This is a genomic window from Planococcus beigongshangi, from assembly GCF_016820495.1.
GTDB classification, from domain to species: Bacteria; Bacillota; Bacilli; order Bacillales_A; family Planococcaceae; genus Planococcus; species Planococcus beigongshangi.
Genome location: NZ_JADHDU010000003.1, coordinates 41,322 through 54,243, shown reverse-complemented (window position 1 = coordinate 54,243; position 12,922 = coordinate 41,322). Strand labels below are relative to the sequence as shown.

The 12,922-nt window shown below is 44.8% G+C and carries 15 protein-coding genes; 1 reads left to right on the top strand and 14 read right to left on the bottom strand.

Annotation, left to right across the window (positions count from 1 at the left end; translation table 11 throughout):
* Position 1 precedes the first annotated feature (1 nt).
* From IQ294_RS07315 to IQ294_RS07280, 9 genes are all read right to left on the bottom strand, one after another.
* Positions 2 to 439, bottom strand: coding sequence for a DUF3997 domain-containing protein (locus IQ294_RS07315; RefSeq protein ID WP_203333386.1), 438 nt, complete (start codon positions 437 to 439; stop codon positions 2 to 4).
* Positions 440 to 683: 244 nt separating this feature from the next.
* Complete coding sequence (locus IQ294_RS16490) at positions 684 to 1,010, bottom strand: WapI family immunity protein (RefSeq protein ID WP_432419953.1); 327 nt, start codon at positions 1,008 to 1,010, stop codon at positions 684 to 686.
* A 138-nt stretch (positions 1,011 to 1,148) separates the two neighbouring features.
* The gene (locus IQ294_RS07310; RefSeq protein ID WP_203333385.1) at positions 1,149 to 2,336 is read right to left on the bottom strand and encodes a DUF4317 domain-containing protein; all 1,188 of its coding nucleotides are present in this window, start codon (positions 2,334 to 2,336) and stop codon (positions 1,149 to 1,151) included.
* A gap of 119 nt (positions 2,337 to 2,455) precedes the next feature.
* Entirely contained in the window at positions 2,456 to 2,938 is a 483-nt protein-coding gene (locus IQ294_RS07305) for a nucleoside deaminase (RefSeq protein ID WP_203333384.1), read from the bottom strand.
* Positions 2,939 to 2,972: 34 nt separating this feature from the next.
* On the bottom strand, positions 2,973 to 3,590 hold the full coding sequence (locus IQ294_RS07300) for an NAD(P)-dependent oxidoreductase (RefSeq protein ID WP_203333383.1): 618 nt from the start codon (positions 3,588 to 3,590) through the stop codon (positions 2,973 to 2,975).
* An 89-nt stretch (positions 3,591 to 3,679) separates the two neighbouring features.
* Entirely contained in the window at positions 3,680 to 3,970 is a 291-nt protein-coding gene (locus tag IQ294_RS07295; protein WP_203333382.1) for an alpha/beta hydrolase family protein, read from the bottom strand.
* Entirely contained in the window at positions 3,903 to 4,721 is an 819-nt protein-coding gene (locus IQ294_RS07290) for an alpha/beta hydrolase fold domain-containing protein (RefSeq protein ID WP_203333381.1), read from the bottom strand. The genes IQ294_RS07295 and IQ294_RS07290 overlap by 68 nt, the downstream gene beginning before the upstream one ends.
* Positions 4,722 to 4,780: 59 nt before the next feature.
* Positions 4,781 to 5,236 carry an SRPBCC family protein gene (locus IQ294_RS07285; protein WP_203333380.1) on the bottom strand — a complete coding sequence of 152 codons (456 nt, stop codon included), beginning with the start codon at positions 5,234 to 5,236 and terminating at the stop codon, positions 4,781 to 4,783.
* Between the two features lie 129 nt (positions 5,237 to 5,365).
* Positions 5,366 to 5,752 (bottom strand): GNAT family N-acetyltransferase, encoded by a 387-nt coding sequence (locus IQ294_RS07280; protein ID WP_238942706.1) that lies wholly within the window; start codon positions 5,750 to 5,752, stop codon positions 5,366 to 5,368.
* A gap of 213 nt (positions 5,753 to 5,965) precedes the next feature.
* On the opposite strand from IQ294_RS07280, the gene IQ294_RS07275 reads away from it, so the two are divergent.
* Positions 5,966 to 7,891 (top strand): sigma-70 family RNA polymerase sigma factor, encoded by a 1,926-nt coding sequence (locus IQ294_RS07275; RefSeq protein ID WP_203333379.1) that lies wholly within the window; start codon positions 5,966 to 5,968, stop codon positions 7,889 to 7,891.
* 165 nt (positions 7,892 to 8,056) lie between these two features.
* On the opposite strand, the gene IQ294_RS07270 is transcribed toward IQ294_RS07275, so the two are convergent.
* The 5 genes from IQ294_RS07270 to IQ294_RS07250 all read right to left on the bottom strand — a co-directional run bounded on the left by IQ294_RS07270 (position 8,057) and on the right by IQ294_RS07250 (position 12,816).
* Positions 8,057 to 9,565 carry a DUF1846 domain-containing protein gene (locus tag IQ294_RS07270; RefSeq protein WP_203333378.1) on the bottom strand — a complete coding sequence of 503 codons (1,509 nt, stop codon included), beginning with the start codon at positions 9,563 to 9,565 and terminating at the stop codon, positions 8,057 to 8,059.
* Between the two features lie 384 nt (positions 9,566 to 9,949).
* Positions 9,950 to 10,429 (bottom strand): 23S rRNA (pseudouridine(1915)-N(3))-methyltransferase RlmH, encoded by a 480-nt coding sequence (gene rlmH, locus IQ294_RS07265; protein WP_203333377.1) that lies wholly within the window; start codon positions 10,427 to 10,429, stop codon positions 9,950 to 9,952.
* Between the two features lie 89 nt (positions 10,430 to 10,518).
* Positions 10,519 to 10,683, bottom strand: a complete 165-nt coding sequence (locus tag IQ294_RS07260) for a CxxH/CxxC protein (protein ID WP_203333376.1) — start codon at positions 10,681 to 10,683, stop codon at positions 10,519 to 10,521.
* Between the two features lie 310 nt (positions 10,684 to 10,993).
* Complete coding sequence (locus tag IQ294_RS07255) at positions 10,994 to 11,497, bottom strand: DinB family protein (protein WP_203333375.1); 504 nt, start codon at positions 11,495 to 11,497, stop codon at positions 10,994 to 10,996.
* 392 nt (positions 11,498 to 11,889) lie between these two features.
* On the bottom strand, positions 11,890 to 12,816 hold the full coding sequence (locus IQ294_RS07250; RefSeq protein WP_238942739.1) for a nuclease-related domain-containing protein: 927 nt from the start codon (positions 12,814 to 12,816) through the stop codon (positions 11,890 to 11,892).
* Positions 12,817 to 12,922: the final 106 nt, after the last annotated feature.

Sequence of the window (12,922 nt, the reverse complement as noted above, 5' to 3'; positions counted from 1 at the left end):
TTTATCTTAATTCTTCAATCGGAGTTATGGATATGATTTCTGTTAATCCCAGCCTAGCTGTTTCGCGTTCTAATCCCTGTTTATTTAAAGGGCCTAAAACTGAATGATTGTGCACATCGATTAACCAGTATTGAAAATCGTTTCCGGAAGGTTTTTCAGGCGGTTGTCCATAACCTTCTTCATCAGCTGTCAACACTATTTGTTCAGCGACAATGTAATTGTCGTTCTGCCAAACACCTGTCACTTTAGATGGGACATACAAATGATTACTGACTGATTCATCATCCGATTTAATGGGTTCTTCACCATAAATAGCTATTTGATGGCCTGATAATCGGTCGATATGATATCCATCGTCCAAGTCGATTTCATAATCAGCTAATCCCGCGCAGCCAACCAATATCCAAGATAGGAATACCAGTGTCAATTTTTTAACCATTATTCACACTCCTCAAAGGATAAAACAGTATAAGACTCCAAGATTCAATTACATTGCTTTGTCAGTCGTCAAACAGCTTTTATATGAAAACGTTTAAGAAGGCGGGAAGTTTCCTGAAAGACGGCTCTGCTGAATTTAAAAGGTGATATTAATTAGGCGAGATTCCACTAAAAAACCCACATACATTGAATTAACAACATTTGTGGGCTTTGGAACGTTTATGTGAATGAAACTCAATACAATATTATATTTGAAATTTTTGCTGTATATAATACGGTTCGATAATTTTTTTCAGATCTAAAAGTGTTGCAGGTAAATAACTTTGGTCAATTTCAAATTCGAATTCTAACCTATTTTCCTGGCTCGGAAATTCTTGAAAGCTTCCTTTGCAGTTCATTCGTCCAAATGAATTGGACTGAATTGTAAATTGCAATGCTCCATCTAAATTAACAAATTCAATATTACCTTTCAACGTTTCATAAACCTTTTGTAGTTGTTCGTATAACGTAATAAGTTCGTCTAGCGTCACCCAGATTTCCGCACTCTTGATGTAATAATTCCCACTTTGAATGGATATGGTTCCTTCATTTTGCCAATCTATTCCATCGCTTAAATTTATTTCGATAAATCCGGGATTGGCACCAAGTTTAATTTTATTCAGAATGGATCACCTCTCCCTAAATAATCATTATCTCTTCCAGAATTCACCCTACTCCAAATCCTCTTCCGCCAGCAGCTTGAACCCTTCGATCATCGTGTCTTCTTCCACTTCGATCAGGATGCAGCGCTTGCCGTTGTAATTGACTTCTTTGACGTAACGTAAGTCTTGCGGGCTGATCTTGATATCCGCCACTTTCGTGCTGATCTTGATGGATTTGGATGCGTAGCTCGGGACGATATGGCTTGCTTTCATTTCATAGCCGGTATCCTGGACGACTTGGCGGAATGCCTGCTCCACTTTTTCCGAGCTGACTTCCATGCCGCTCGCTTTCAGCACCCGCTCGACTTCTTTCGTGTCGAGGACAGGCGTTTCTTCGTCGTTGTCTTCTTCGTCTTCCACTTCAAGCATCGCATTGATCTCGTCATAGACATTGGCGAGCGTTTTCGAATTCACTTCTTCGCCGATGACCGCTTTGACGATTTCTTCAAACACCGCTTTGTCTTCTTCGGCCGTCATGATTTCATTGCCGTTCAGGACATTCTCGATAAACAGGAAATCCGGTTTATTCGCTTTGCCCGCCGCATACAGGATGTGGTGGATGTCGGCGGCGTTGTCCGTGAAGCTTGGGAACAGGAAGCCGCCGATCGGCGACGCCAGTTTGATGACGGGATCGGTCATCAGATTCGACTTGAATTCTTTTTCGGCAAAATCAAACACGAGCGAACTTTTCGGGAGTTCCGTCTGGTTCATGCTGCAGAGGATGAACGGCGTCGTGAACACTTCGTCTCGCATGTCGATTTCCGTTTCATCAGCTTCGCGCTTTACCGTTTTGAAATAATTTCCGTGAATGAACGTGATGACCATATCTTTTTCATAAGGCCGCTCCTGCACCATCTTCAAGGCGAGCGTCTGCATATGGGCCTGCCACTGCGTCTTATCATCCGTTTCAAGTCCTTCATATAACAGGTGCTGCGTGTGGTCGTCCTGCCCTTCTTCCTGAGGCTGAAACTTCACTTCGAATAATTTCTGATCCAGCTTGCCGCCGAGCACTTTCTTGAAATTATTGAGGAACAATTCCTGCTGCTCACGGTCCAATAATGAAAACGAGCGGCTCTCTTCGTGAAAGATCTCATTGCTTTCTTTTTGGATATATACATTATAAATATCAGCGATTTTCAATAAATCGGTATCCAGCTTAAATCGTTTGCGAATATCGGCTATATCTTTCTTGTTCATTTCAATTTCCAACTCCCTGACTAGTATTGCAAATAAAAAAAGAGCAGCCAAAGCTGTTCTTCAGCTTTTGGTGCTCTTCCATTATAGCAACATTCAGGATGAAAAATGCTGTAAACCGTTCAGCGTTTTGATTCGAAGGATCGCCGGTGAAGTTCGTGGATCTGATCCGCCAGTTCGGCAACCGGACCTTCCACCTGCGCATCCCTGATGACTTCTTCGATGGCCAGATTGTAGACAGGACCCGGCTCCGCACCAAGTTCACTGAGCCATCCGGCCAATTGCTCCGAGGAAGTCGCATAGATGATTTTCCCTAAGCCGACCTTTCCGTGAGCCGCTGAACACATCGGGCAATGTTCCCCCGAAGTATAAACGGTCGTCCGGTTTCTTTCTTCAGGCGTCAGATTGTTCGCTGCCCATCTGGCAATCGCGAACTCGGGATGCTGGGTGTGATCGCCGCCCGCCACGTGATTATGATCTTCGAAAAGCACTTCTCCCTCAGCTGACACCAATACTGAACCGAATGGCTCGTCGCCGCCTGCCACAGCCGTCTCGGCCAGTTCCACACAGCGGCGCAGATGTTTTAGATCCGTTTCTGTCATCATATTGCGTCTCCTCCCGTCTATTCACTGAACTGATTTAAGTCGCCAGACCGATCGAGCTGTTTTCGTACCGGGCATCTTTTAATGCTTTGACAATAAAATACGCCACATCCGCACGCGGAATGGACATTGATTTTTCAGGAACTCCTTCAGTGGCTTCTCTGTAATTCCCTGTAAAGGCGCCGTTCGTCAACCCCATCGGCCGCACAATCGTATAGACCAATCCGTGTGACCGGATTTCTTCAACCGCTGCTCCGTGGTCGGCCAGCGCATTCTTCAGCATCGTCATCATCAATTTTCCGCTGACACCGGTCAATTCCTTGTGAATTCCTGCAGATGCCGTATAAACAATCCGTTTGACCCCGTTCGCTTCCATGCCCGCCACAATATTCTTCGTCATGTCCTGCAGTTCCGTGGATTTCTTCATTCCTTTACTGGAGCCCAGGCAAGATACAACGGCATCATGCCCGGCAATCGCCGCCGCCACTTCAGACGGATTAAACGCATCTCCCTGGATGACCTGCAAATTTGCGTGTTCAAACTCGAGCTTGGCGGGCGTCCGAAGAAATGCCGTCACTTCAAAACCATCTTCCGCCGCCTGCTTCACGACTTCTTTCCCAACTCCGCCGGTCGCACCAAAAACTACAATCTTCATGAATCCTCCTCTATTGCCTCTATCGCTATCATACCCTGTTTCCAGTCTCCGAATCAGGCGGGACTTCAATAAAAAACGGCTTCTTTCCCTTAATGGTTCAGGGACTGAAGCCGGTTTTCCTTTAATGATTCATTGCTGGAATTGGTGTCACTCAAAAATCCAATGAGCTTGTCATACGTCTGCCGGGCCTGAGGCGTGTTCATGATGAATTGATACTCATGTCCAAGTTCCGCTTCTTCTTTCGGATAAAAGACGTCCACGACTTTGACACCGTATCCCTTCAATTTAGCCGCCAGCTCAAGTCCTTGCTCTTCAAACGATCCAGTATTGCCATCTGTAATGAACGACGGCGGGAAATCCGGCGAAATATGATCGATCATGGAAGCCTGCCGCACTTTTTCGGAATTTCCCCATTTCCGCTCCCCGATATACGCCCAGCCAACCCGGTCGAACAGGAAATTGATCAGGAAACTGTCGCTGCTCCCCCCGAATTTCGATACGTCGTAAGGACCGCAGAACAAAAGGGCGCCCAGAATCCTGGCGGGGGGGCACAATTCCTTCAATCCCGACCAATTGCGCATAGTCCTTTTCCACTTGAACGTTTACAAACTGGCTGACGATTTGTGCACCGGCCGAATCGCCAGCGAAATACAAACGGTCCATATCCATGCTGTAAACTTCCGCCTGTTTTTCGATGAACCGATATGCTTCATTCATCTGGTGAAGAGGCGTCGGGTATTTGGCGCCCGGGGCCAATTGGTAATTCATATTGACGACGATATAGCCTTTGCTCGCCACCTGCACTGCATATTCTGTAATATCGGATTTGTCCCCGCCGAGAAAAGCGCCGCCGTGGACCCAAAAGATCACCGGAAGCCTGCCGATGAAATTCTTCGGCGCAATGATATCCAATGTCCCTTTTTTATACGCCGAACCATAGGAAAGATCACGCTCGATCTGGACCTGCGCTTCGATTTCTCCATAATTTTTCGGTTTTACGGCAACGCCGCCTTCAAACCATCGGTACGCCAGCATGGCTGTCGGTTTCGGCGACAGGAGAAATACGAGTATAAGGAGCGCAATGAGCGCTAAAATGACTGCCAATGCAATAATCACGATGCTTTTTATCACGTTCACGCTCCGTATCCGATACATTTTCTAGTCAACTTTACTCCACTGACTGCGCATGTTCAATCGGAAATTTCCTCTGTCTCCGGCTTCTCAATATATTTCTTCAGACTCGTCAAATGGTTCTCATCTTCTTTTTTCAGGATTTTTTCAAAAAATGGCTTGATCAGCATGTTCCGCAATCCTTTTGAACGGATGGTCCCTTTGAAATTGACGGTTGTGCCATTTTCTTCAGCCAGGAAATCATACTGATATTCAATGGTCATGCCGCCGCTTTCACTCTTCACCGTATATTTTTGATTAGCAATAAATTCGGTGACATGCAGGATCGTTTCGACGGCTCTGCCTCTGACATTCCGAAGTTCCTTGATCTGAGTCCCCGCCTGCATCGGCCCATCTGTTATCTTTTCCGCTTTTACGACCGTATCCCTCACCTTTGAAGCGTATTCAAAATCCGTCGCGACTGCAAAAACGGTTTCTACAGGCGCCTCGATAGATATAGTTTCTTTAAAAGCCATGTGATTTACCCCTTTTCTGGCTATAAATGAAAAAAGAGCAACCAACGCTTTTTCCAGCTGTTGGTGCTCTTTCAGTATAGCAATAGTTGCGCTGAAGCATTCCCACAAATAAAAATTTATCTGTATTTTTCAATCATATGCCAGTTTATAAACGACTTCCCCGTCAATCACCCGGCCATCTGCTTCAAATCCCAACTTTTCATACAAGTGCCTGGCCAACATGTTTTCCGGCTCAAAACTCAAATAAACCACCTTATGCTCTTTGTCCTGTTTGATGCGGTCGATCAACTGTTCCATCGCCGCTTTTCCAAATCCTTTGGACTGGAATTTCGCATCGATCATCAGGCGGTAAATCCAATATTCCTTGTCCTCAAAATCCAGGCAGTACATCGTAAACCCGACCAGCACATCCTCGTGATAGATGGCTAAACACATACATTCCGGAAATGCCTTCGCCTGTGCAAGTGAAAAGACGTTCGGCGCCACAAAGGACTTTTGATCATCCCCGACCTTCAACTCAATTACATCAAAAAATTATGCCGGTCTATTTCTCTGAATTCAATCATATAATTTCCCCCTAAGGTGATCTGCTCTTTTTCTAATTTCGATGGAGTCGGGAGAAACTCCTTCCAGGCGGATTTTATCATTTCCATTTTTATTTCAAAAAAATACCCTGCAGTGAAACCTTTTCTTCTGAATGTTACCCTAACTATATAGGAGGTTTTTTAAATGGAACACTTAGTAAGAGCAGCTATCGACGGTCAGCAAGAAGCATTTGAACAGCTGGCGGAAAACGAAAAATCCAAGCTTTTCTCAAAAGCTTACTCCTATGTCGGCAATAAGGAAGATGCCTCAGACATTGTCCAGGACACTTTGCTGCAGGCCTATAGGTCCATTCATCAATTAAAGGAAGCAAAATATTTCTCTACATGGCTGTTCAAAATTTTAATACGGCAATGCTATGCATTCCTTCGCCAACGGAAGCGGACGCTCGTAGTGGAAACCGAACTCATCCAGCAACAGTCTTCAGAGCAAGGGCAAACGGCTGCTTATGAATTTGTCCATGAAGCGCTGGCTTTACTTCGAAAAGATTATCAGACCGCACTCGTATTGTTTTATTTTTATGATTTTCCGGTCCAGGAAATTGCCTCGCTGCTGGACAAGCCGATCAATACCATTAAAATCCATTTGCACCGTGGCCGCAATCAATTAAAGGAACAGCTTGAACAGCAGATGAGCATCCCAATTACAGAGAAAGAAGTGATTCACATGTTAAAGGAACAACTGGCCAAATCAGCATTGACTTTTGTGTCCATCCCACACGACTATCAATTGTTTGTCGAAGATTATTCAAATGAGCAGGCAAAATTCATCTGGGCGACAGACGAATTAGCCGATGAAATTACCGTGACACTCGATCAAAACGCGAAATTGATCGAATTGACCAGACTTCCTTCGACCGATGGAACTCTCGCCACAATAGAGCAGCGGCAATCGATTGCAGAACAGTTTCTGACATCACATTATGCTGAAGCACTGGATTATTTAACGTTAGCTGATGTTATTCAAGAAGAGGAATCAACCAGATTTTTATATGGACAATTTGTGGGAGGCTATCCTCTTGCAAGCCATAGCACAAAAATAACCGTATCCAAATACGGCGAGATCATCGGCTTTAAGTATCAGGGATATACAAAAACTCCGCCGGCATTTCCAGCGCGGCTTGCCGGGGCAGAGGCTATTTTACAGCAGCTGGAGAGAGCCCCATGGAAATTAACGATGAAATATTTATCGAGCGATATTTATTCGGTTCCATCGCCTGGCCTGTACCCGGTTTATGAAAGCCCGATTGTTTATCAGTCATTCCTTGCGGAAAACGGACAGCCCGCCTTGGAACATGAACCTGAAGAGCCGATCACACTCATTCCATTTCCAGACGCAGCGGCTGCTGATAAACAGGGAACGATCGAAGAAGTGATCGGTGTCACGGAAGAGATGATCAAGCTGCGGGAAGTCGGGTTGGATGATGATACAGTCGTTGTCGTATGGCGGGAAAGGGACTGGCAGGCTCCAGAAGATAAAACAATGGAAAACCTCCTCCTCGAACGTTCAGAAGATACGGTAAAAGCAAAAATCGATAAGCATTCAGGAAAATTGAAGGAGTTCATGTGGTTCAAGGAGCGCAAGGGTGAGCTCGATCTGTCATTTGAAGCTTGCCGCGACATCGCCTGCACATTTATAGCAACATATTTCAAAGAGTACATCCCCTATCTGCAAGTGCAAATCGAGGAACCGTCCTTTAATGGTGTAAATTGCGCATTCTTCACTTTCCCGCTGCACGCAAATCAGGAGCTACAAATCGAGGGCGAACGCTTCTACATCGGCGTAAACAAAACCACCGGATTCATCGAAATCCTATGGTCGCCGAGGATGGCCCTGGATGAACTCCAATCCTATGAAGCTCCGTCCCTCCAACCGTTCGCGAACGTCAAGTCCGCCTTGGAACAAGTCGAAGCCTTCCTGCAATGGTCTAAAAATTACGATGAGGACGAACCCAAGGAAATATTAAAATATAAACTGCGCCAAGCCGGAACAAAACAGCAGATCGTCGGGATAGATGCAGTGACTGGTGAGCTTATTGTGAGTGATATTTAGAAGTTAGAGGTTATTTGAAGAGTGAAGACTTTTAACAGCAAAGAACTGCCCGGAAATGTGTGTTGAACATTTCCCGGCAGTTCTCTTTTCCAGCAAACTCTATAAATGAAGAACACCTGCCCCAGACTTCCATATAAGAAGAAGAAGGCAGGTGTTTTCTAAAATCTAATTGTAATACAGGTTCTCAGTTGGATATATCGGATCATTGGTGATATCGATTCCAAGCTTCTTAAAGGTTTGTTCGTTTTCTCTATTCAATATAACCGTGGAATGGGCCTGGGTGTCTTTTAAATTTGGCAATTGCTTATAAGCCAGCTCAGAAGTAGGATTGGTGACCGCGCTGATTGCCAGTGCAATGAGCACTTCATTGGCGCTTAGCGTCGGGACGCGGCTATTCAAGTCATCGGTTTTCAACCGTTGAATCGTTTGTAAAATCATCGGCGACAACAAATTAATTTCATCGGAAATATTGGTCAATTTCTTTAATCCATTCAGAATCGCGGCTGCCGAAGCATCCATCAAAGTGGTCGTTCGACCGGTGATCATTTCACCATTCGGCAGTTCTATCGCAATAACGGCTTGTAAATTCGTGCTGTCAATTTGCGCTTGGACTGCTTTCGCATAATTACGGGCCGGCAATACAGGTGTCCGATCCTCTTTCTTTAAACCAGTCTCTTCCAGGATCACTTGCATGTGGCTTACACTGTCTTCATCGGCAAGCCCTTTTTTATAGTCGTTCTCTACGACGAAACTGCGCCGGATGATTTCCTGCCTGGCAGCTTCCTGCACGACCGGATCGTCGGTGATGCCCGATTTCAGACGATTAACCCCCATATCAGTCGGTGAGCTGTAAACAGACTCTTTACCGGTAATCCTTTCAATAATCCGTTTGATGACAGGAAACGTCTCAATATCACGATTGTAATTGATCGCAACTTTGCCATATGCTTCATAATGGTAATTGTCAATCATATTTACGTCTTTCAAATCGATGGTAGCCGCTTCATAAGCGATGTTTACCGGGTGTTTTAACGGCAAATTCCAAACCGGAAAAGTCTCGAACTTGGCATAGCCGACTTCATTCCCCAGTTTATTCTCGTGGTACATCTGGTTAAGGCAGGTGGCAAGCTTTCCGCTGGCTGGGCCAGGGCCTGTTACTACCACAATCGGCTTTGTCGTTTTAATATAAGGATTTGTCGCAAATCCTTCTTCCCCAAGGACCGCGTCCACGTTTGTCGGATAACCATCGATTTCGCGGTGAATATAGACGTTGATCCCGCTTCTCTCAAGCTTCGTCATAAATACTTTGACTGTTGGCTGCCCCTGGTAACGAGTGATCAGGACACTGTTGACGGAAATGCCATATGCCCGGTATTCATCAATTAAGCGCAAAACATCCTGGTCATAGGTGATGCCGTAATCTTCACGGACTTTGTTTCGTTCGATGTCCCCAGCGTAGACACAGATGATGATTTCCGCATTTTTTTTCAGTGTATGCAATAATTTGATTTTGGCATCTTCATCAAATCCGGGCAAGACACGCTTGGCATGTTTGTCGCCTATCAGTTTTCCGCCAAATTCCAAGTAAAGTTTATCGTACTGCTGCACCCGTTCCAGGATGTACGCAGATTGTTCCTGTAAATATTTCTCCGAATCAAATCCAATTTTTTTCATTAATTTCCGTCCCGCCTTCTTCTATGTTTCAAACTTCCTCTTAACCCCGTATATAAAAACGCCTTAAGAGAAAATCCCTGATAAAAATCCATCCTAATAAATTTTTGAAAAAAGTAAATCCGTCCAATTGCTTCATTAATTAGGGCATCCTCATAAGCCCAGTGGCCTTACCAAGGATAGATTCAACTAAAAAAAGAATTCAAACCTCAATTTTAGCATATCCAGATGATAAAAACCTGTTTCTCTTGAATAGTTTCAATAACTGAATTGATTTGATTTATCGATATAAAGAAAACAGTAGAATTCCGTTTAATAACCGGATTGTCTTTGGCAGTTGGACAAATCATGTATAAGTTGGACTTTATTTATAAGTATAGACCCCAATTACTTGTGGTAAGGTTCGTTTTTCATTATCCTGAACGCCCGATACACCTGCTCCACCAGAATCAGCTTCATCAATTGATGCGGAAACGTCATTTTCGAAAACGACAGTTTCTCATCCGCCCGCTTCAACACCTCATCGTGCAGCCCCAGTGATCCGCCGATGACGAAGACGATTTTGCTTTTTCCGTAGGTCATCAGCGATTCCATGTCTTTCGCGAGTCCTTCCGACGTCTTCATCTTGCCGTCTATCGCCAATGCAATCACATAGGCGTCGGCCGGGATTTTCGCCAGGATGCGATCGCCTTCCTTCTTCTTGACGATTTCCATGTCCGCATCGCTCAATTGCTCCGGCGCTTTTTCGTCAGCCACTTCGATTTCATTAATCTTGCTGTAGCTCCCCAACCGTTTTGTATATTCTTCGATACCCAGTTTCAGATATTTCTCTTTCAGTTTTCCTACAGTGACGATTGAGATATTCACAGGATATCCTCCTTTACAATAAATTTACAAACAAGTTATCCACCATTGTTATGCACATATCCACAGACAGTTCTATATCTTGTGCCAAGTTAAGAATTGGCCACAAGATACAAAGCCTGCTCTTCGCAGTAATCGCATTTTGTGGATAACTTTTCATCATCTGATAATTCTGTTAGGATAGGATAACTTTCGGTCTCAGCGACGAATACGTCCAAGCCATGTTCCACGTGGGTTTTGCAGCATTTAATCTTCATATTTTTCAGTCCTTTCGATTTCCGAATATTCCACACAGTTATGCACATTTCATTCACATTTATCCACAAGTCATTGTAACAGAAGTTTGGCGATTCGTATAATTCACTTTTCACTTGGCTGTGGATAGCTGCTCCGTCCCGTTAAACGGGAAAGTTATCCACATGGCATTTTTCTGCTTTTCCGAACGATACAACTGTGTACTATGAATTTTCTTAACAAATATTACAATAACATTACAAAATGATGTGTTAGAAAAAATGGAAATAATAAAAACCGCGGAACTGATTTTACTCCGCGGTCAACCTGGATTTATACTTGCGGCGGTTCTGCACCCATTGCCGCCCATTCTTCTTTTGCCGGTCCATACAGACCCGGGACTTTCAATCCTGACTGGCGCATCAATACCGTCATCTGCGCCCGGTGATGTACTTGATGCAGCGTCAGGACTTTCAAAATGGTCGCAACGCTCCAATTTTCACCGTACATATCATATTCTTGCTTCAGCGTTTCATCCGTCCAATTCCCTTTCATCGCCGTAATCATTGACTGGTTTGTGAAACGGTAGGCTTCCGCGATTTCCGCCGCCTTGTCCGGAACCGGCTTGCTGAAATCCGCCCCAGAAAACTGCAGACCCGTATGCGAGACCATTTCTTCCAGCGTCGTTGCCAGATGCCAGGCGAGGCGCCCCAGATTGCGATGGCCTTCCGTGAAATTCTGCTGCAGGGATTCGTCCGTCAATGCATCGAATATCTGCTGCGTCCCTTTTGCTTCCTCTTTCCATACCTCATAGAAATCATCCATCGTCCTGAACATTTTCATCCTCCGTTCTTTTAAATTCTCTCTTGATTTATTTCGACTAAAATCTTCATTCTCCTCTACTAATAAAACCGGAAAAGACGGAATAATCCTTCTGATGCACTCCTACAGACCGGCTCGAAGCGGGTTCCAGACCGAAGCCTGTGATAAATGAGTCCGAATTACATTAAAACGATATATGCGAGCTCTTTTGAGTGGAATATGATGCCGATTGACCGTCTACTCGACAGATAGGAACGGTTTTGTTGATTATTTGGCAGTGAATGGCGGTTTTATGTGCGGTGAATGAGATTTGTGTGCGGTGAATCTATTTTATGTGCGCAATGATAAGATTTTGTGTTTTCAATAAAAATAAAACACCCCCGGGAAGGTGTTTTATTGCAGCTTACTTATTTCTTTTTCAAATATTTGCGATTCTTTCTGGCGCCTTCTGTTATCAGACCGGATTCAGACAGCATCCGAAAAACGATATATCTCGATTCAATTCCACTGAACCGCCTGAACTCCTTGTTGTCTATTTTATGGCTGACCAAATTGAAATACTCCTGCAGTGCCAGCTTATGCGCCAGCGGGTCACGATGGCCGCATGCCGTGCAACGCCAAATTTTATACAGCCGCTCAACTGCTATCTTCCTGCAGTCAACGCATTTCACACCTGTCATCAACTCGCGCGGTTCGATTCGATAATATTCACATAGAGGCGGACGCTCATACGGGTGAATGTTCGCTTCGATCACTTTGCGGATCTTACTCGGCCTAGGGGAGTCAGCCAATGTGGTCCGTGATTCAAGAATTTTATAAACCGTTTCAACCACCTGGTACGTCTTGCAGATATTCACGCCAGCCGGCTTCGCAATAAACTCGCAATGCCTTGGAGTGAAAACGACCACTCCAACAATCGGCGGATGAGCAATTTTTCTCTTTTCCAGCCATAACTCCAGAAAACGCTTATGTTTGGACAACTGCACCACAGGATCGTCCAGCACCATTTTTTCACCTTCATTATTAAATCGGTAAAATTCGGTTGTCGCTGCATCGAAATGGATCTTCCCGCTGATATTCTTCGAACTGATGATAATAATACAGCGCGGTGTCACCAGCAATCCGTCGATCTGCACTTTCCAGTCGCCAAGCTGCAAACCGATGTCCCATAAAAGTTCATGCGGCTCCGCCCAATGAAACTCGGCCATTTTTGCATGCAGACGCTTTTCGCCTTGCCAGCCGGCTTCGTACCGGTGAAACTCCTTTTTCAAATACTCCTGCTGTGGATGCCCTGCCGGCAAGCGTTCTTTCAGCAACCGCACACATTCCCACATCTCCAATTGTTCTTCCCCTATTTAGATCCCCGCCTCTCCATCAAGTTATCTGAATTATAGCATTCTTTAACAAAAGAAAAAGAGGCTGTCCCCAATTTTAGGGACA